Origin of the sequence: Bradyrhizobium sp. LTSP885 (assembly GCF_000938305.1) — a bacterium.
GTDB lineage: Bacteria > Pseudomonadota > Alphaproteobacteria > Rhizobiales > Xanthobacteraceae > Bradyrhizobium.
Window position 1 is genome coordinate 1 of record NZ_JYMT01000010.1, and the last position, 19,232, is coordinate 19,232.

Sequence of the window (19,232 nt, forward strand, 5' to 3'; positions counted from 1 at the left end):
CGTGTGATTCCAAGAAGAGATGAGAAACGAATCGCTTGTGAACGAAGACTGGGCGCGTGTTGTTTCGCGGCTGGGCGGAGCTGAGGCTCTGGAGGCTGGCGCGCGGGAGACGAAGGCGTTTGTTCGCCCGCGCGAGATCAGCAATGCAGTCGATCTGCTGCGGCTGATCCTTGCGTATTGCCTGGGCACGAGAGGTCTGCGGTTGACGGCGGCATGGGCGACTTCGGTGGGCCTTGTCGATATCTCCAACGTGGCTCTGTTATACCGGCTGCGTCAGTCCGGGGATTGGCTTGCACAGCTGATAGGCCGGGCACTTGCGAGCGGTGCGCCGAAGGCAAGCCGCGGTCGACTGATCCGCATCGTTGACGCCACGACGGTCCCAAAAGCTGGAACCGGCGGCAGGCAGAAGAATGCGGTGTGGCGCATCCACAGTGCGTTCGATCTTCCGCAAGAACGTTTTGGTCACTTCGAGCTGACCGACGAACGCGCGGGCGAGACGCTGGACCGGATCCCGCTGATTGCCGGCGAGATCCGTCTTGCCGACCGCGCCTATCTGCAGCCGGAGCGCATGGCGTATCTGGTCGAGGCCGGTGCGGACTTCGTGATCCGCTCGGGCTGGAAGAGCGCTTGTTGGCTGGATCGCAAAGGCAATCTGATCGATCTCGTCGCCGAACTGCGCAAGGCCGCGGCACGCGGCATCATCGACCGGCCGATCTGGGTAAAACGCAAGTCTGGTGGAGCACCGCTTGCTGTGCGTTTGGTTGCCGTCAAGAAACCTGCAGATGCGGCTCAGGCTGCACGGCGCAAGGCACGCAGGACGGCTCAGAAGGGAGGCCATCGTCTCTCCAGGCAAACGCTTGATGCTGCGGATTGGGTGATCCTGGTGACCTCGCTCAAGCCCGAGGACTTCACAACCGCTGATCTGCTTGCCCTTTACCGGCTGCGATGGCGGATCGAACTCGGCTTCAAGCGGCTGAAGAGCCTGATTGGCTTGAAAGGACCTCCAGGAACTGACGAGCGGTCTGCCAGACCCCATATCCTCGCTCACCTGCTGATCATTCTTCTGCTCGAGCCGCTTGTCGACGAACTCGAGGACTCTCCCCGCTTGGCCGAAGCCGCCTAACCAGACCTGCAGCATGGCGCCTGCTCCGTCAGCTCATCGCCTCCCTGCTCCAAGCCATCATTCCCCAGCCCACAATCGCGCGTCTGCGCAGAGCCAGCCTCGCTCTCCAACGACATCTGCGCGAGCCTCCCAGACGTAAGCGCCGCTATCAGGCCATGATCAAACTATCTTAGCGCCTATGGGCCTTCGCCGGGACGACGGCTCTGTCAGCAATTATGCGCGCCCTTCGTCTCCACATACACCGCATACAGCGACTGGCTCGCGGTCATGAACAGGCGGTTGCGCTTCTTGCCGCCGAAGGTGAGGTTGGCGCAGGTCTCCGGCAGCAGGATCTGGCCGATGCGCTGACCATCGGGTGCGAACACCTGCACGCCGTCATAGCCCGGTCCGACCCAGCCAGCGCCGACCCAGATGTTGCCGTCGATATCGACGCGCATGCCGTCCGGGAAGCCTGACTTGCCGTCCAGCGTCATGTCGATCAGCGTGCGCGGGTTGGAGAGCTTGTCGCCGTTGAGATCGTACTGCCAGATGATGTTCTTCGCATTCGGGTAGTGCGTGATGCCGGTGTCGCAGACATAGACCTTCTTGTAATCGTGGCTGAAGGCGATGCCGTTCGGCTTGAACGGTTCGTCGGCGACCTTGGTGACCTGGCCGGTCTGCGCGTCGACCCGGTAGACCGCTTCCTTCTGGTAGGGCTGAAGCGAGCCGGTTTTGGCAAGCTGCCCCTCGTAGATCGAGATCGCGCCGTAGCCGGGATCGGTGAACCAGATCGACTTGTCGTTGGGATGCACGACCATGTCGTTCGGCCCGTTGAGCTGCTTGCCGCCAGCCTGTTCCGCCAGCGTCGTGATGGTGCCGTCGTGCTCATAGCGCACCAGCCGGGTGCGTTCGGCCGTGATCTGGCGGCCCTCGAAATCGAAGGTCGAGCCGTTGGCCTCGTTCGACGGCTTGTGGAACTGCTCGGAGATATGGCCGTCATCGTCGAGATAGCGCAGCTGCCGGTTGGCCGGGATGTCGCTCCAGACCAGGTACTGGCCCTGCGCGTTCCAGGCCGGGCCTTCCGCCCACAGGCATCCGGTGTAGAGCCGCTTGATCGTGGTGTTGCCGACCTTCGCCTTGAAGCGCTTGTCGTCGATCACGATGATGTCGGGATCGGGATAGCGTTGCGGTTCCGCGTTGCGCCCGTAGTCCCGCGCGACCGCGTCTGGCGCGGCCATCGCAGTCGCAGCAAGCGCGGTTGCACCGCGCAAGATTGTCCGACGGTCGAACGCCTTCGCGCCGTCGTGCTGGTGGTTCTGTGTATTGTTTGGGTTTGTCATGACGTCCTCCCAGGCTTTTTTGTTATAGGGAGGCAAGTCGTACGCCCGCAATCTGGCATAAAGCGGGCGAGGCGTTATGAAACAACCAAAGAGTGTGTCGTCCCGGCCTAGTGCGCAATTGCGCACGGAGTTCGCCGGGACGGCAATTTCATAAAACTGTCAGATTGGATCCCAGGTGAAGACGTCAGCCGAGCGGTCGAGCTTGGAGAACGATCCCTTCAGTGCCGGCATGCCGTGCTCGGCGATGGTCTCCGGCGTCCAGCCTTCGCCGCGGTGCACCGAGCGCACCGGGCGATGCTGGCCGAACAGGAAAATCTCGTTCATGCGCACGCCGAAGATCTGCCCGGTGACGTCGTTGGCGGCGTCCGAGAGCAGATAGGCGCAGACCGGTGCGATCTTCTCCGGGCCCATCTGCTTGATCTTCTCGACGCGCGCCTTCTCGGCGTCGGTCTCGGTCGGGATCGTGCCGATCATGCGGGTCCAGGCGAACGGCGAGACGCAGTTCGAGCGCACGTTGAAGCGGCCCATGTCGAGCGCGATCGACTTCGAGAGACCGACGATGCCGAGCTTGGCGGCGGCATAATTGGCCTGGCCATAATTGCCGATCAGGCCGGAGGTCGAGGTGAAGTGCACGAACGAGCCGCTCTCCTGCTCGCGGTACAGCCGGGCCGCAGCGTGGCTGACATAGAACGAGCCCATCAGATGCACCTTGATGACGGATTCGAAGGCTTCCACGCTCATCTTGTGGAAGATCATGTCGCGCAGGATGCCGGCATTGTTGACGACGCCGTCGAGCCGGCCGAAATGGTCGGTTGCGGTCTTTACGATTTTGCTGGCGGGGATCGCTTCCGCCACCGACTCGAAATTGGCAACGGCAGTTCCGCCGCGCTTCTTGATCTCCTCGACCACCTCTTCTGCGGGCGAGGCGCTCGAGCCTGCGCCGTCGGCCGCGCCGCCGGGATCGTTGACGACGACCTTGGCGCCTTCAGCGGCGCAGAGCAGCGCGATCTCGCGGCCGATGCCGCGGCCTGCGCCGGTGACGATGATGACTTTGTCCTGCAGTGATTTTGCCATATGAGTCTCCTGTCTATTCCGTCATTCCGGGGCGCACGAAGTGCGAACCCGGAATCTCGAGATTCCGGGTCTGGTCCTTCGGACCATCCCGGAATGACGGGTTGGGGTTACTTCTCGTTCGTAAAGATGATCGTGCCACTTGCCGCGAACATGCCGCCGACGCCGTGGCAGACCGAGATTTTTGCGTTCGGCACCTGCGCCGGCGCGATGCCGCGCATCTGCCGCACGCTCTCCTGCAGCGCGTACATGCCGTACATGCCGGAGTGCATGTAGCTCAACCCGCCGCCATTGGTGTTGAGCGGCAGCTTGCCGCCGGGACGCGTGTTGCCTTCGGCGATGAACTTGCCGGTTTCTTCGTGGGGCATGAAGCCGAGGTCGCCGAGACCGAACAGCGGCAGATGCGCAAACGCATCGTAGATCATCAGATGATCGACGTCCTTGTGCGCGATGCCGGCTTCCTTGAAGGCCAAGGGGCCCGCGACCTTGAAGGCGCGTGATGAATCAAACGTCTTCATCTGGCTGACCATCGGCGTTTCCACGCTCTCGCCCGTGCCAAGGACATAGACCGGCTTCCTCGGGAAATCCCTGGCGCGGTCGGCGGAGGTCAGGATCAGCGCGCCGCCGCCGTCGGTGACGAGGCAGCACTGCAGCAGGCGGAATGGATAGGCGATCATCCGCGAGTTCAAGACGTCGGCGACCGTGATCGGGTCCTTCATGGTCGCGCGCGGGTTCTTGGCCGCCCATTCGCGCTGCACGACGGCGACCATGGCGAGCTGCTCATGGGTGATGCCGTGGGTCTTCATGAAGCGGAGCACGGGGATCGGGAACATGCTCGGCGGACCGTAGACTCCGAACGGTGCTTCAAACTGGCCGTTGAGGCTGTCGGGGGCCGTGAAGCGCGGCTGCTTGCCGATCATCGACTTGCCGCTTTCGGCATGGGTGATCAGCACGGTCTTGCAGAGACCGGCCTCGATCGCCGCCGCGGCGTGGCGGACATGCAGCATGAAGGAGCAGCCGCCGACCGATGTGCCGTCGACCCAGGTCGGCGTGATGCCGAGATAGTGGGCGACCTGCTGCGGGCTCTCGACCGCGGTGGCGAAGCCGTCGATATCGGACAGTTTCAACCCGGCATCCGCGATCGCGTTCAGCGCCGCGTCCGCGTGCAGCTGGATCTGCGACACGTTCGGGATGACGCCGAGTTCGGTGGTTTCAGCCGCGCCGACGACGGCAACTGCATTTCTGCGCATGACGATTATCCCTTCGCCGGACGGAACAAGGGAAGGGTGATCTTGTCGTCGAGTGCCTCGAAGGCGACTTCGAGCGGCATGTCGAGCTCGAGTGCTTCAGGCGTCTGCGGGCAATCGATGATGTTGCTCATCATGCGCGGGCCCTCGTCGAGCTCCACCACCGCGATGGCGTAAGGCGGCGTGAAGCCGGGCGCGGCGGGGCGATGGTTGATGACATAGCTGTAGAGCTTGCCCTTGCCGCTGGCCTTGAAGATGGAGACCTTGCGCGAGGCGCAGGACGGGCAGAACGGGCGCGGCGGAAAGTAGACATTGGCGCAGGCATCGCAGCGCTGCAGACGCAGCTCGCCGGCCTTGGTGCCGTCCCAGAAATGCTGGGTTTCCGGTGTCGGCTTCGGTTTCGCGCGCGCGGGTTCGGCCATCTCTGATCTTCCTCCCGAAATCGTTGTGATCTTGATGCGCCATCGGACCAATGGCCGTCAACGGTCTATCCGCGCCCTGCGCAGCCGCCTGTGTCCCGCGCATGCCGCATATTCCGCCCCTCGCACAATTGATGAGGCGGCCGTGCTTGTGTCCCTCCGGCACGGCGCGTAGAAGGACCCCGAAACAAGCATCCGGGGAGGAAACAACATGCTGAGGATGACGGGCGCGGCACTCGCTGCCGGCCTCGCATTTGCCACACAGGCCATGGCCGCGGATGCGCCGTCGGAGATCAAGATCGGCACGCTCTATGCGTCCTCCGGGCGCTACGCCTCGATCTCGATGCCGGTCTACAGCTCGCTGAAATTCTGGGTCGAACAGAAGAACGCCGAGGGCGGCGTCTATGTGAAGGCGTTCGACAAGAAGCTCTCGATCAAGCTCGTCTCCTATGACGACCAGAGCAACACCGCGACCGCCTCGACGCTCTATAACCAGCTCATCACCCAGGACAAGGTCGATCTCCTGGTCGCCGATTCCGGATCGGTGCTGACCGCGCCCGCGGTTGCGATCGCACGCGACCACAAGATGTTCCTGTTCGACCAGACCGGCACCGGCGCGAGCTTCTTCTCCAAGGATAATCCCTACATCGCGCTGATGGCTGACCCGGTGTCCACCATCTGGCCGAAGCCGGTGGCTGACTTCATCAGCCATGACGGCCCGGGCCTCGGCATCAAGAAGGTCGCGATCCTCTATTCCACCAACGAGTTCACGGGAACGCAAGCCAACGCGTTCAGGAAGTTCGTCAAGGATTCCGGTGCGCCGATCGAGATCGTCTACGACCAGGGCGTGCCGACCGAGACCACGAACTACAACGTCATCATCAACAACATCAACAATACCAATCCCGACGCGGTGATCCATTTCGGCTACGCGCCGAACGACATCGCTTTCCTGCGCAACGTCCAGGACGTCGGCATCAAGTTCAAGATGCTGTTCTCGATCTATGCCGGTCTCGAAACCGAGCTGTTGGAAAAGAACGTCGGCGCCAAGGGGCTCGAGCACGTCTGGACCTATGTGCCGCCGTCCGAGCTGGACTATCCCGTCAATTTCGGGATGAACATGAAGGATTTCCGCGCAGCCTGGCAGAAGAAGTACAGCGACGGCAAGATGGAGTTCGGGTTCAACGCGGTGGCCGGCTACACCACCGCGCTGGTGATCGAAAAGACGCTGTCGGTCGCGACCAGCCTCGACCAGATGGAGCTGCGCCGCGCGGTGTTTTCGCTCAACGGCGAGCTCAAGACACTCGACGGCACCTTCGCGCTGGACGAGACGGGCGGGCAGATCGGCGAATTGACGCCGCTCGGCCAGCTCACGGTGGACGAGCACGAGCACATCAAGTTCGTTTCGATCTATCCGCACGAGAGCGCCAACGGCAAGCCGATCTATCCGGCGCCGTAATGCGGATATCGACGACATCAGAAGCCTTGGGCGGCGGGCGGTAGCATGACCTACGCGCTCGTTGCCGGCGTGCTGTTCGGGCTGTATTTCAGCCTGGTCGGTATCGGCCTCAATCTCGTGTTCGGCGTGATGCGCATCGTCAACCTCGCGCATGGCGACATGTTGATGCTCGGCGCCTTCATTGCGGTGGGCGTGGTCGGCATCTTCGGCATCGATCCGTTGTTCGCGGTGCCGCTGGCTTTCGTAATCTTCGTGCTCGCGGGCCTCTTGCTGTACTGGGTGCTGGTGCCGCGCCTGCAGGGCTCGGCCAATCCGGAAATGCTGTCGATCATCCTGTTCTTCGGCCTGTCGCAGGTGGTCGAAGCCATCACCACGATCTTCGCCGGCACCAGCGAACGGTCGATCCAGAGCCGGCTGCTTGGCACTGTGTTCACGACCATCAAGGTCAAATGGTTCGGCGGCAAGGCCGGCGGGGCAGGGCCGATCCAGATCTTTGGCCAGGGCTTTCCCGCGCCCTGGGTAATCGCGGCCATCACCAGCCTGATCGCGATCGGTTTCGTCTATCTCTATCTCTACCACACAAGGCTCGGCACGCTGACCCGCGCGGTGATGTCACGCCGCGATGAAGCGTTGGCGACCGGCATCGATGTCGACCGCGTGTCGGCGGCGGCATTCGGCATCGGGCTCGGGCTTGCTGCCGTCGCCGGCGTGTTCGCGCCCTTTATGTTCGGCTCGGTGACGCCGGCCTTCGGCGCCGACGCCACCGTGACGTCGTTTGCAATCGTGGTGCTGGGTTCGCTCGGCAATCCCTTAGGCACGGCGCTCGGCGGCGTCGTCTATGGTGTCTTCTATATGCTGGTGCAGACCTATCTCAGCTCATGGGCCGATTTGCTGCCCTATGTGCTGCTGATCCTGATCCTGTTGTTGCGTCCGAGCGGCCTGCTCGGAAGGCGGGTGCGCGTTGCCTAATGCGCTGAAACACCTGCTGTTCATCCTGGTGCCGCTGATCGTCGTGTTCGCGGTACTGCCCGGCGTCTATCAGAACCATCTGCTGCTGTTCAACTTCGTGATCTTCCTGATCCTCGCGCAAGGCGTGAACATCATCTACGGCTTCACCGGCTATCTGCCGTTCGGCTATGTCGGCTTCTTCGGCGCCGGCGCCTATGGCTTTGCCATCATGGTGATGCACCTGCAGACGCCGGCCGCGCTTGCCGTGCTGGTCGGCGGCGTGGTCGCGGTCTTGCTCGGTCTGTTGCTGACGCCGCTGCTGCGGCTATCAGGTGCATATTTTGCGATCGCCAACCTCGCGGCGTCGCTGGCGGTGCTGCACTTCGTCGCCAATCCGGCGCTGGAGGGGATCACCAAGGGCCCCTATGGCGTGTCGCTCACCGGGACGTTCAACCCGGAGAATGCCTACTACGCCGCGCTCGTCGTGCTGGCGCTGACGGTTGGCGGCGTCATCTATCTGAAGAACTCGGCGTTCGGCCTGGCGTTGCAGGCGGTGCGCGAGGATGCGGTGTCGGCCTCGATGGCTGGCGTCGACGTCATCAAGATGCGGGTGATCGCCTGGCTGGCGTCCGCGCTGGTCGCGGGGCTCGCCGGCGGCATCTACGCCTGGTACGTCTCGGTGTTCTACCCCGACAACGTGTTCTCTGGCGACTTCAGCATCTTCGCGATCGTGTTCGCGCTGTTCGGCGGTGTTGCCACCATCACCGGACCAATCGTCGGCGTACTCATCCTCTATGGCATCTACAATCTGATCGGCTTCACCACGCCGCAATATTTCCAGCTGATCTACGGCCTCCTGATCATGGGACTGGTGCTGTTCCTGCCTGCAGGGCTGGTGTCGCTGGCAACGCGCAGGGGGTGGCATGTCCCCTGAGCCAGCGCCCATCCTCAAGGTCTCCACGCTGGTCAAGCGCTTCGGCGGCTTCCATGCACTCGACGGCCTGAGCTTTCACGTCGCATCGGGTGAGATCCTCGGACTCGTCGGTCCCAATGGCTCGGGTAAGACGACGGCGATCAACGTGATCTCCGGCCTCTATGCGCCTGATGGCGGCGAGGTCGTGTTCGACGGCGCCTCGGTCGGCGGCGTCGCCTCGCACAAACTGGTTCACCGTGGCATCAACCGCACCTTCCAGGTGCCAAAGCCGTTCCTGTCGCTGACGGTGCGCGAGAACATCCAGGTGGCGCTGGCTTACGGCCGCGCGTCGGTGGCGCCGCCCGCGATGGAGGAACTGCTCGACGACTTCAGACTGACGGAGGTCGCCGACCGCCCCGCAGCCGATCTCAACAGCGCGCAGCAGAAAATGCTGGATCTCACCCGCGCGCTCGCGACGCGGCCACGGCTGCTGCTGCTCGACGAGCTCGCGGCGGGCCTCAACCCAGCCGAGCTTGACTGGATCGCCGGACGCATCAAGGCGCTGGCCGCCACCGGCATGGCTGTTATCGTGGTCGAGCATCTCATGGGCTTCATCGAACAGATCACCGACCGCGTCATCGTGCTCAATGCCGGCAAGGAGATCTTTGAAGGCACGCTCGCCACCGCGGTGCGCGAGCCGCAGGTGATCGAGGTGTTTTTGGGAGGCGAGCATGCCGCCTGATGCAACATCGCTACTGGACGCCAGGGGGGTCGATGCCGGCTACGGCACCATGCAGGTGCTGTGGGGCGTCGATCTCGACGTCCGCCCCGGCGAGACCGTGCTGCTGCTCGGCGCCAACGGCGCCGGCAAGACCACTTTCCTGAAGTCGCTGGTCGGCCTGATCGAGGCGCGCAGCGGCCATATCAGCCTCGGCGGCGAGGATGTCACAAAGATGCGCTCGTCGGACCGCATGAAGCGCGGCATGACCTACATGTCGGAGCTCGCGGTGTTTCCCGATCTGTCGATCGAGGAGAACATCCGGGTCGGTGCGCAGGCGCTGGGACACGCCAATCCGGGCGCGCGGGTCGAGGAATTGTACGGCCTGTTTCCGGTGCTGCGCGACAAGCGCCGCGATCCCGCCTCCAGCCTGTCGGGCGGCCAGCGCAAGATGCTCGGCATCGCCAAGGCGCTGTCGGCCGAGCCGAAGCTGCTGGTCATGGACGAGCCCTCCGCCGGGCTGTCGCCGCTGTTCGTCAAGGAGGTGATCCGCATCCTGTCGAGCCTGCAGGGCCGCGGATTGGCGCTGTTGATCGCCGAGCAGAATATCGGTTTCCTCGAGGTCGCGACGCGGGTGTTCGTGCTGGAAGGCGGACGTATCAGCTTCTCCGGCACGGTTGCTGAAATGAGCGGCAATGACGAACTGCACAAGGCCTATTTCGGGCTGAAGTGATGCCAACGGCGATGATCTGCCTTGGCGCAGACCATCTGGAAATCGGCGCCGGTTCGGGCGACAATCAGACCAGAGCCATGAAGTGAGAGCCATGCCTGATAATCCAACACTCGCCTCCCTTGCTGCCGATCTCGCCTCCGGCGCCACCTCCGCCCGCAAGCTCGTCGAGCAATGCATCGCCAAAATCGCCGATCCCGCGGGTGAGGGCCAGCGCACCTTCATCTACGTCGACAGGGACGCCGCGCTGGAAGCGGCCGACGCGATGGACGGGCTTCGCAAGGCGAATGCGGCGCCGTCGCCCTTTGCCGGCATCCCGATCTCAATCAAGGACCTGTTCGACATCAAGGGCCAGGTAACGCGCGCCGGCTCCCGGGCGCTGGATGATTCCGCAGCCGCAGAGGCCGATGCACCCGTGGTGGCGCGGCTCAAGCGCGCCGGCTTTATCGTGATCGGCCGCACCAACATGACCGAGTTCGCCTATTCCGGCATCGGCATCAACCCGCATTACGGCACCCCGAAGAGCGCCTGGAACCGGAGTGTCGGCCATGTGCCCGGCGGCTCGTCGTCGGGCGCGGCAGTGTCGATCGCCGACGGCATGGCGTTCGGCGCGCTCGGCACCGACACCGGCGGCTCCTGCCGGATTCCCGCCGCCTTCAACGGCATCGTCGGCTACAAGCCGACGCAGCGCCGAATCCCGCTCGATGGCGGCGTGCCGCTGTCGTTCTCGCTCGACAGCTACGGGCCGCTGGCCAATTCAGTCGCCTGCTGCGCGGCGCTCGATGCCGTGCTCGCCGACGAGCAGGTCGAGCCGCTGACCCCGAGGCCGGTGAAAGGCATGCGGCTCGCGGTGCCGACCACAATTGTGCTCGACGATCTCGATGACGCCGTCGCAAAAACCTTCGAGCGCGCGCTCGCGGCGCTGTCGCGCGCCGGCGCATCGATCGAGCGGATCGAAATAACGGAGCTGCTCGACGTCGGGGTGATGCACGCCAAGGGCGGTTTCGCCGCGGCGGAAAGCTATGCCTGGCACCGCTTCCTGATCGCGAGCAAGGGCGACGTCTACGATCCTCGCGTCTCCTCGCGCATCCTGCGCGGCGAGGGTTTTCCGGCGGCCGATTACATCGATCTGCTCAACGCGCGCCGCTCGTTCATCGCTCGCACCAACAAGCGCATCGCGTCCTATGACGCGCTGGTGATGCCGACCACGGCGAACACGCCACCTCGCATCGCCGACCTCGCCGACGACACGGCCTTCACCATCCAGAACCTGCGCGCGCTGCGCAACTGCACGCTGATCAATGTGCTCGACGGCTGCGCGATCTCGCTGCCGGCGCATCGCGAAGGCGAGGTGCCGGTCGGCCTGATGCTTGCGGCGTCGGGAGGATCAGATCGCCGCATCTTCGAACTTGCGGCCGGAATGGAGACCGTCATCCGTGTTTGATCTCACCTTCAACGTCGACGACAAGGGCGCAGCGACCCCGCTCACGCTCGAAATCAGGCAGGCCGTCATCGCCGGCTGGACCGGCCGCGATCCGGTGGCGCGCGACAAGCACATCGTCGAACTGGAAGCGATCGGCATCGCCCGTCCGGCGACGACGCCGATCTATTACCGCTGCTCGGCGCGGCGGATCACCTTCGCCGATACCATCGAGGTCTGCGGCGAGGAATCCAGCGGCGAGGTCGAGTTCGTGCTGATCGGCTGGCAGGGCCGCACCTTTGTCGGCTGCGGCTCCGACCATACCGACCGCAAGGTCGAGGCCTACAGCGTCACCGTGTCGAAGCAGATGTGCGACAAGCCTGTCGCCTCCGAGCTGTGGGAACTCGAGGACGTCATCGGCCATTGGGATGAGCTGGTGCTGCGCTCCTGGGCCGTGATCGGCGGCCAGCGCGTGCTCTATCAGGAAGGCACGCTCGACCACATGCTGCCGGTGAAGGATCTGATCGACCGTGGCTTCGGCGAGGCCGGATTGCCCGACGGCTGCGCCATGTTCGGCGGCACCTTCGCGGCCAAGGGCGGCATCCGCCCGGCAAGCCGCTTCGAGTTCGAGCTGGAAGATCCGGTGCTGAAGCGGAAGATTAGCCACGGCTACGACGTAATTACGCTGCCGGTCAGGGGCTGATCTCTCTCCACGCGTCGTCCCGGCGAAGCGAGCTGACGTCCTCTCCACGGGTCGTCCCTGCTTTCGCAGGGACGACAGTGAGTTTGGGGCACGATACTGGCGTGTTCCTGCCGGAAATCGGGTGGCGTCAATCCCGATCATGAGCGAGACTCCCGCTCATGAAAGCCACAGCCAAAGCCGCCGCCCAAGAGTTCTCAACCGATATCCCCGCTCGCGTCGATGCGCTCGACTGGGTGCAAGTCACCGCCGATCTCGACGGAGAGGGATGCGCGGTCCTCAAGGGCCTGCTGACGCCGCCGGAATGCGATGCGATGTCAGCGCTCTATCCCCATGACGGCCTGTTCCGCAGCAAGGTCGTGATGGGCCGCCATGGCTTCGGTCGCGGCGAGTACAAATATTTCGCCTATCCGCTGCCGGACTTGATCGCCGGCCTGCGGCCTGCGCTCTATGCGCGGCTCACCGGGATCGCCAATCGCTGGAACCAGACGATGGGGATCGATATCGGCTATCCCGCGTCGCATGAGGCGTTCCTGAAGCGCTGCCATGATGCCGGGCAGACGCGGCCGACGCCGCTGCTGCTGCAATATGGCGAGGGCGACTACAACTGCCTGCATCAGGATCTCTATGGCGAGCACGTGTTCCCGATCCAGGTCGCGATCCTGCTGTCGCAGCCGGGGCGCGATTTCAGCGGCGGCGAGTTCGTGCTGACGGAGCAGCGGCCGCGGATGCAGTCGCGGCCCGAGGTGGTGCCGCTCGCGCAGGGCGATGCGGTGGCTTTTGCCGTGCATCATCGTCCGGTGCAGGGGACACGCGGCTTCTATCGGGTTAATCTGCGTCACGGCGTCAGCCGTATCAGATATGGTCACCGTCACACCGTTGGCGTGATCTTCCACGACGCAAAGTAACTGTGAACGTGACTGCCGATCTGTTCGAGACCGTTGGCGACGCACGCCCACCGCGCGAGATGATCGCGGAGGGCGCCGTGTTGCTGCGCGGCTTCGCAGGAACGTTCGAAGCCGAGTTGCTTCAGGCGTTGCGGGACATCGTCAAGCGGGCGCCGTTCCGCCATCTGATCACGCCGGGCGGCCACCGGATGTCGGTCGCGATGACCAATTGCGGCCGCCTCGGCTGGGTCTCCGACCCCAGCGGCTATCGCTATGACGGCATCGATCCGGATAGCGGCGCGCCATGGCCGGCGATGCCGCCGGTGCTATGCAGGCTCGCCGCTGCGGCCGCGGAGGAGGGCGGCTTCACCGGGTTTGCGCCGGAGGCCTGCCTGATCAACCGCTTTGTCCCCGGCGCAAAGCTGTCGCTGCATCAGGACAAGGACGAACTCGACTACGCAGCCCCCATCGTCTCGGTGTCGCTCGGGCTACCGGCGACCTTCCTGTTCGGTGGCCTCAAGCGCAACGACACGCCACGGCGTTACCGCCTCGAGCATGGCGACGTCGCGGTGTGGGGCGGTCCGTCACGGCTGTTTTACCACGGCGTCGCGCCGCTCGCCGACGGCGAGCACGGCGTGCTCGGCTGCCAGCGCATCAACCTGACGTTTCGCAAGGTGCGTTGAGCCGTCCCGCTCTCAGATGTTCTTCGCCGGGTGGATGAACGCCCACGGCGAGACTTCGGAGCCGGTCGGCACCTCCACCGAGATCACATAGGGCCCGCCGTCGGCCAGCGCCTTTTCCAGCGCGGGACGGAACTGATCGGGCGAGGTGACGCGCGCAGCACCAGCGCCGAAGGATTCGGCGAGCTTGACGAAATCCGGATTGACGAGGTCGGAGGCGACGATGCGGCCGTCGAAACGCTCCTGCTGGTCGCGGCGGACATTGCCGTAGGCGTTGTTGTTGAACACCAGCGTGACCACGCCGATCTTGAACTGAACGGCGGTCGCAAGCTCCTGCACGCCGAACATGAAGCCGCCATCGCCGGTGATCGCGACCACCGGCTTGTTCGGGTTGGCGACCTTGGCGCCGAGCGCGGTCGGAAAGCCGGAGCCGAGCGTGCCCTGATAGCCTGACGTGATGAAGGTGCGCGGTTCGTAGATCGGAAAGCCGTACCAGGACGCGAAGCCGAACTGCGACAGCTCGTCGGTGACGATGGCGTTCGCCGGCAGCACATCGCGGAGGATTTTCAGGTAGGCCATCTGCGGCTGGATGCGCTGGATATCGACTTCCGCAGCGGCGGTCGCCTCACGGATCGCTGTGCGACGGCCGCTTGTCTTGCTGTAACCGGCCTTGCGCACGGCGCCGGCGAGATCGGCGGTCGCGGCCCTGGCGTCGGCGATGACCGCGGCATCCGCCGGCCAGCGGCGCATCTCGACCGGGTCGATATCGATCCGCACGCATTTCAAGCCGGCCGGCTGATAGGGCCAGCGCGACATCGTCGGCAGCTCCATGCGGCTGCCGATGCCAATCATCAAGTCGGTCTTCGGCCACAGCCTGTAGGCCGCGGCCATGGTCAGCCCGAGCTCATGGGCATTGGAGACGATGCCGCGGCCGCTGCGAAACGCGACGACCGGCGCGTCGATCATTTCGGCGAGCTCCAGAACCTCCTCACGGGCGTCGATCGCGCCGCTGCCGACAAAGATCATCGGCGCCTTGCTGCCCGCGATCAAATCGGCGGCCGCCTTGATGCGATCGGGATCGGGCTGCGGCGCCGGCAGCCGATCGAACGGTTTGACGGGCGCGACCTGGGCGCGCTGGGTGAACACGTCCCATGGCATTTCCAGCGACACCGGGCCGCGCCGGCCCGACAGCATCTCCTGGAATGCGCGCGCGACCATCGCGGGCGCGTTGTCGGGGTATTCGATCCGGTCGGCCCATTTCACGAAGGTGCGCAAGGTCGCGAGTTGGTCCGGCATCTCGTGCAGATGGCCGCGGCCCTTGCCCAGAAATTGTGTCGGTACCTGTCCGGTCAGGCACAGCACCGGCTCGTTGCAACCGAATGCGGTGAGCAGCGCTGCCGAGGCATTGAGCACGCCGGGGCCGGGCACCACGCTGAACACGCCGGGCTTACCCGAAGAGCGCGCATAGCCGAACGCCATGTAGCCGCAGGCCTGCTCGTGCCGGGCGCCGATCACCTTCAGCTGCGCCTGGTGGAACGCATCGAACAGGCCGTAGATCTGCGCGCCGGGCAGGCCGAACACGGTGTCGACGCCGTGGGCGACGATGCCGTTGACGATGGCTTCGCCGCCGGATGTTGAGGTCATGGTCCTGTCCACTTGGCTTGAGAGGTTAGCTGGCTTCGTCGACGACACCGTTGCGCAAGACGCCGACGCCTTCAGCCTCGACCTCTATCACATCGCCGGGCTTCAGATAGCGCGGCGGATCGAACCGCGCACCGGCGCCGGTCGGCGTGCCCGTCACGATGATATCGCCGGGCATCAATGTCGTGAAGGTCGAGATGTAGTTGATGAGGTAACGGAAGCCGAAGATCAGCCGCGAGGTGCGGTCGTCCTGCCTGACCTCGCCGTTGACGCGGGCGGTCAGCCTGACATCGGCGATCTGCGCCTCGTTGCTGTAGGGCACGATCCACGGGCCGAGGCTGCCGGTGGAATCGAAATTCTTGCCCTGGGTGACGTTGAACTTGGCGTGCCGCACCCAGTCGCGGATGGTGCCTTCATTGCACAGTGAAAGCGCCGCGATGTGATCGAGCGCGGCGCTTTCCGGGATGTGGCGGCCGGGCTTGCCGATGACGAGCACCAACTCGCCCTCGTAGTCGAGCTGCGGCGAGGCGCGCGGGCGCACCACGGCTGCGTTGTGGCCGACGAAGGAGCGCGGCACCCGCAGGAACATGCTCGGATATTTCGGCGCATCCGAGCCGTCCTTGTATTCGGCGTTGCGGTCCGGATAGTTGACGCCGATGCAGATGATCTTTTCAGGCGCCGGGATCGGCGGCTGAAAGGCGACCGCGTCGAGCGCATGGTCGGGCGAACGCTTCGCGGCGTCCTCCGCGAGCTTCGTCAGCGCGCCGGCGGCGATGGCATCACGCAGCGTCGGGTAGTCCTTGGCAAAGCGCGCGGAGAGATCGACGATGCCGGTGTCGGTCACGGCGCCATAGCTGGTGGCGCCGTTGATGGAGTAGGTGGCGAGGCGGGGTATGGACATCATCGATCCTCAATCCGCAACCAGGACGTCGGCGACGAAGCGCGGTTCGCGCACCGCTTGGCCAGCGAACACCGAGCCCTCCTCGAACCAGGAGCGCGGCGCCGGCGCGCCCCACAGCGTCTGGCGGCGCGGATCGCGCAGCGACCAGCGCAGCGGCTCGTGGTCGTGATCGCCGGTGAAATAATCGCTGGTGTAGAGCTCGATGCGATGGCCGTCGGGATCGCGGATATAGAGGAAGAAGGCGTTGGAGATGCCGTGCCGGCCGGGGCCGCGCTCGATGTTGCTGAGGAAACCCGAGGAGGCCATCACGTCGCAGAGATGCACGATGTTCATCGCGGTCGGCACCCAATAGGCGATGTGATGCAGGCGCGGGCCACGGCCGTTGGTGATGGCGAAGTCGTGGACGTTGCCCTTACGATGCATCCAGGCGGCGGCGATGCGGCCGTTCGGGCCGTCCTCCTCGGCATATTCGGTGAGGCGGAAGCCGAGCCGGGCGTAGAAGTCGACGGTGTCCTGCACCTCGGCCGCGAACACGTTGAAATGGTCGAGCCGCTGCGGATGGCAGCCCTTGTAGAGGTCGTAGCGCCGCAGCAGATGCGGTCGCTTCTCCATCGTGGCGTAGAGCTCGATCTGGAAGCCGAACGGATCGGTGAATTGCAGCGTGCGGCCCTGGAACGGCTGGTCGACGAAGGCGTAGGCGATGCCGTTCTCGGAGAAGAACACCGCCGCCTTGTCGAGGTCGCCGTCATTTCCGACCTTGAAGCCAAGCCGGTTGCAGGCCGCCTTCGGCGCCTTGCGCAACACCACCGAGTGATGCTGGTGCTCCTCGCTGGCGCGCAGATAGACCGACTTATCGTCGCGGTCCTCGACGTGGAGGCCGACCGTGGTCTCGTAGAACGCGGCGCTCTTGTTCAGATCCGTGACGTCGAGCACGGCGTGGCTGCAACGGATGATATTGAAGGGTGGATCGAAGACGTGCTGTGGAGCGGGCATGGACGTTTCCCTGATTGTGTTGTCATTCCGGGGCGCGCAGCGAACCCGGAATCTCGAGATTCCGGGTTCGTCGCTGCGCGCCGCCTCGGAATGACGGTGGTCGTTAAATTCCCAGTTTCTGAATCTTGTGCGTCCCGCGCGCGAGCGAGACGTGTTTGGTTTCCATGTAGAAGTCGAACGAGTGGTCGCCGCCGTCGCGGCCGATGCCCGACGATTTCATGCCGCCGAACGGGGTCGGCAGATGGCGGACGTTTTCCGAGTTGAGCCAGATCATGCCGGCTTCCAGCGCGTCGGCGACGCGCAATGCGCGGCCCATCTCGCCGGTCCAGACGTAACCGGTGAGGCCATACTGCACGCCGTTGGCGATCTCGATCGCGTCTTGCTCGTCGCGGAACGGGATCACGGTCAGGAACGGGCCGAATACTTCCTCCTGGGCGACGCGCATTTTGGCGTTCGCGCCGGTGACCAGGGTCGGCTGCACATAGTGCCCGCCACCGGGGCCGTCATGCGGCTTGCCGCCGACCGCGATGGTCGCGCCATCTTTCTTCGCAATGTCGAAATAGCTGCAGACTTTCGCCAGATGCCGCTCGTGGATCAGCGGCCCGATCTCGGTTGCAGGATCGAGGGGATGGCCGACCTTGAGCGCCTTCACCCGCGCGGTCAGCTTTTCGATGAAGGTGTCGGCGATGCTCGCTTGAACCAGAAGCCTGCTCGACGAGGTGCAGCGCTCGCCGTTGAGCGAGTAGATCATGAACACGACGGCATCGAGCGCGCGGTCGAGATCGGCATCGTCGAACACGATGACCGGGTTCTTGCCGCCGAGCTCGAAATGCACGCGCTTCAGGGTCGGCGCGCCCTGCGCCATGATCGCCGAGCCCGTCGAGCTCTCGCCGACGAAGCCGATCGCCTTGATCGCCGGATGTTCGGTCAGTGCCTTGCCGGCGTCTTCGCCAAAACCGTGCACGGTATTGAACACGCCGTCGGGGATGCCGGCCTGTTTTGCCAGTTTGACCAGCAGGTCGGCGGTCACCGGCGACCATTCCGCCGGCTTGTGCACGACGGTGCAACCGGCAGCCAGCGCCGGCGCAATCTTCCAGGTCGAGAGCATGAAGGGCGTGTTCCACGGCGTGATCACGCCGACCGGGCCGATCGGCACACGGGTCGAGATGTTCCAGTGCTCGTCGCTCGGCATGTTCTTGCCGTCGCGCGCATCCGCGCATTTGTCGGCGAAAAAGCGGAAATTCTCCGCGGCGCGGATCGCGGCCTTGGCCATGAAGCGGTGCGCCTGTCCGGTGTCGATACATTCGAGCACCGCGATATCGTCCGCATGATCCACAATTGCATCGGCGACGCGATTCAACAGCTTGCGGCGCGCCGTCGCCGGCATGTCGCGCCACGCCTTGAAGGCGCGCGACGCCGCGGTCGCAGCACGGTCGATATCCTCTGCATTGCCGCGCGCCACGGTGGCCAGCACCGCGCCGTCAACCGGCGATTTCGTCTCAAAGGTCTGGCCTGAGATCGATGGCACCACCTTACCGTCGATCATGTGGCCGATGCCCTCCGCCTTCAACTTGGCGAGCAGGGGACCTGCGCGGTCGCGGTTCGCCTGGAATACGTCTGATGATTTCGGGGTCGGCTTATCCATGGACCGTCTCCACTTTCTTCAGTGCGTCGTGGATGTTGTTGCGTTTCCAGCTCGTCTCCTTGTCGTTGATCTGCATGTCGAACGACAGAGCGAATTTGCTGTTGGCAAAGACCGGATCGAGATGGGCCGACAGTGCCCTGAAGATGTGCTCGCCGGCCCGCTTACGGGCGGCGAGATCGCGGCCTTCGCCGAGCCGCAGCACCATGTCGAGGAAGCCGTAGTTTTTTCCGCCATCGGCGATTGCGTAATGCTCGCATTTGATGGCGCGGACGCGGATGCCACCGAGCGGGAAGATGCCGGTCTCGACCGCGGCCTTGCGGACCACTTCGACGGTCTGGGCCATATCGACGAGGCCGTCGAGATTGGCGGAATATTCTAGCGTGAAATGCGGCATGGCCGGTCTCCTGCTGATGTCAGC

19 protein-coding genes are annotated in these 19,232 nt (G+C 64.3%); 10 read left to right on the top strand and 9 right to left on the bottom strand.

Going from position 1 to position 19,232, the window contains the following annotated elements:
- The first annotated feature begins 19 nt into the window (after positions 1-19).
- Complete coding sequence (locus tag UP09_RS06365; protein ID WP_044535962.1) at positions 20-1,123, top strand: IS4 family transposase; 1,104 nt, start codon at positions 20-22, stop codon at positions 1,121-1,123.
- A gap of 206 nt (positions 1,124-1,329) precedes the next feature.
- On the opposite strand, the gene UP09_RS06370 is transcribed toward UP09_RS06365, so the two are convergent.
- The 4 genes from UP09_RS06370 to UP09_RS06385 all read right to left on the bottom strand — a co-directional run bounded on the left by UP09_RS06370 (position 1,330) and on the right by UP09_RS06385 (position 5,182).
- Positions 1,330-2,442: an SMP-30/gluconolactonase/LRE family protein gene (locus UP09_RS06370; RefSeq protein WP_044537229.1), complete on the bottom strand. Its 1,113-nt coding sequence runs from the start codon at positions 2,440-2,442 to the stop codon at positions 1,330-1,332.
- A 159-nt stretch (positions 2,443-2,601) separates the two neighbouring features.
- A complete protein-coding gene (locus UP09_RS06375; RefSeq protein ID WP_044537230.1) occupies positions 2,602-3,516 on the bottom strand; it encodes an SDR family oxidoreductase in 915 nt (304 codons plus the stop codon).
- Positions 3,517-3,623: 107 nt separating this feature from the next.
- The gene (locus tag UP09_RS06380) at positions 3,624-4,763 is read right to left on the bottom strand and encodes a thiolase C-terminal domain-containing protein (RefSeq protein ID WP_044537231.1); all 1,140 of its coding nucleotides are present in this window, start codon (positions 4,761-4,763) and stop codon (positions 3,624-3,626) included.
- A 5-nt stretch (positions 4,764-4,768) separates the two neighbouring features.
- Positions 4,769-5,182, bottom strand: a complete 414-nt coding sequence (locus UP09_RS06385) for a Zn-ribbon domain-containing OB-fold protein (protein ID WP_044537232.1) — start codon at positions 5,180-5,182, stop codon at positions 4,769-4,771.
- Between the two features lie 208 nt (positions 5,183-5,390).
- Here UP09_RS06385 and UP09_RS06390 point away from each other — a divergent pair, with 208 nt between their 5' ends.
- From UP09_RS06390 to alkB, 9 genes are all read left to right on the top strand, one after another.
- Positions 5,391-6,638 (top strand): ABC transporter substrate-binding protein, encoded by a 1,248-nt coding sequence (locus UP09_RS06390; protein ID WP_044537233.1) that lies wholly within the window; start codon positions 5,391-5,393, stop codon positions 6,636-6,638.
- Positions 6,639-6,683: 45 nt separating this feature from the next.
- Positions 6,684-7,607 carry a branched-chain amino acid ABC transporter permease gene (locus tag UP09_RS06395; RefSeq protein ID WP_044537234.1) on the top strand — a complete coding sequence of 308 codons (924 nt, stop codon included), beginning with the start codon at positions 6,684-6,686 and terminating at the stop codon, positions 7,605-7,607.
- A complete protein-coding gene (locus UP09_RS06400; protein ID WP_044537235.1) occupies positions 7,600-8,520 on the top strand; it encodes a branched-chain amino acid ABC transporter permease in 921 nt (306 codons plus the stop codon). Before UP09_RS06395 ends, UP09_RS06400 begins: the two co-directional genes overlap by 8 nt.
- Positions 8,510-9,241 carry an ABC transporter ATP-binding protein gene (locus UP09_RS06405; RefSeq protein WP_044537236.1) on the top strand — a complete coding sequence of 244 codons (732 nt, stop codon included), beginning with the start codon at positions 8,510-8,512 and terminating at the stop codon, positions 9,239-9,241. Before UP09_RS06400 ends, UP09_RS06405 begins: the two co-directional genes overlap by 11 nt.
- The gene (locus tag UP09_RS06410) at positions 9,231-9,950 is read left to right on the top strand and encodes an ABC transporter ATP-binding protein (RefSeq protein ID WP_044537237.1); all 720 of its coding nucleotides are present in this window, start codon (positions 9,231-9,233) and stop codon (positions 9,948-9,950) included. Before UP09_RS06405 ends, UP09_RS06410 begins: the two co-directional genes overlap by 11 nt.
- A gap of 91 nt (positions 9,951-10,041) precedes the next feature.
- Positions 10,042-11,391, top strand: coding sequence for an amidase (locus UP09_RS06415; protein ID WP_044537238.1), 1,350 nt, complete (start codon positions 10,042-10,044; stop codon positions 11,389-11,391).
- Positions 11,384-12,070 carry a DUF2848 domain-containing protein gene (locus UP09_RS06420; RefSeq protein WP_044537240.1) on the top strand — a complete coding sequence of 229 codons (687 nt, stop codon included), beginning with the start codon at positions 11,384-11,386 and terminating at the stop codon, positions 12,068-12,070. Before UP09_RS06415 ends, UP09_RS06420 begins: the two co-directional genes overlap by 8 nt.
- A gap of 158 nt (positions 12,071-12,228) precedes the next feature.
- Entirely contained in the window at positions 12,229-12,975 is a 747-nt protein-coding gene (locus UP09_RS06425; RefSeq protein ID WP_044537242.1) for a 2OG-Fe(II) oxygenase, read from the top strand.
- Between the two features lie 8 nt (positions 12,976-12,983).
- The gene (gene alkB / locus UP09_RS06430; RefSeq protein ID WP_082070022.1) at positions 12,984-13,637 is read left to right on the top strand and encodes a DNA oxidative demethylase AlkB; all 654 of its coding nucleotides are present in this window, start codon (positions 12,984-12,986) and stop codon (positions 13,635-13,637) included.
- A gap of 12 nt (positions 13,638-13,649) precedes the next feature.
- Here the strand turns inward: alkB and UP09_RS06435 are convergent, their stop codons facing one another.
- The 5 genes from UP09_RS06435 to UP09_RS06455 form a co-directional block, all read right to left on the bottom strand.
- Positions 13,650-15,278, bottom strand: a complete 1,629-nt coding sequence (locus UP09_RS06435) for a thiamine pyrophosphate-dependent enzyme (protein ID WP_044537243.1) — start codon at positions 15,276-15,278, stop codon at positions 13,650-13,652.
- A gap of 25 nt (positions 15,279-15,303) precedes the next feature.
- Positions 15,304-16,176, bottom strand: coding sequence for a fumarylacetoacetate hydrolase family protein (locus tag UP09_RS06440; RefSeq protein WP_044537404.1), 873 nt, complete (start codon positions 16,174-16,176; stop codon positions 15,304-15,306).
- 9 nt (positions 16,177-16,185) lie between these two features.
- Positions 16,186-17,169, bottom strand: a complete 984-nt coding sequence (hpaD, locus tag UP09_RS06445) for a 3,4-dihydroxyphenylacetate 2,3-dioxygenase (RefSeq protein WP_044537244.1) — start codon at positions 17,167-17,169, stop codon at positions 16,186-16,188.
- Positions 17,170-17,272: 103 nt separating this feature from the next.
- Positions 17,273-18,814, bottom strand: coding sequence for a 5-carboxymethyl-2-hydroxymuconate semialdehyde dehydrogenase (hpaE, locus tag UP09_RS06450; RefSeq protein WP_044537245.1), 1,542 nt, complete (start codon positions 18,812-18,814; stop codon positions 17,273-17,275).
- Positions 18,807-19,208 carry a 5-carboxymethyl-2-hydroxymuconate Delta-isomerase gene (locus tag UP09_RS06455; RefSeq protein ID WP_044537246.1) on the bottom strand — a complete coding sequence of 134 codons (402 nt, stop codon included), beginning with the start codon at positions 19,206-19,208 and terminating at the stop codon, positions 18,807-18,809. The genes hpaE and UP09_RS06455 overlap by 8 nt, the downstream gene beginning before the upstream one ends.
- Between the last annotated feature and the right edge of the window lie 24 nt (positions 19,209-19,232).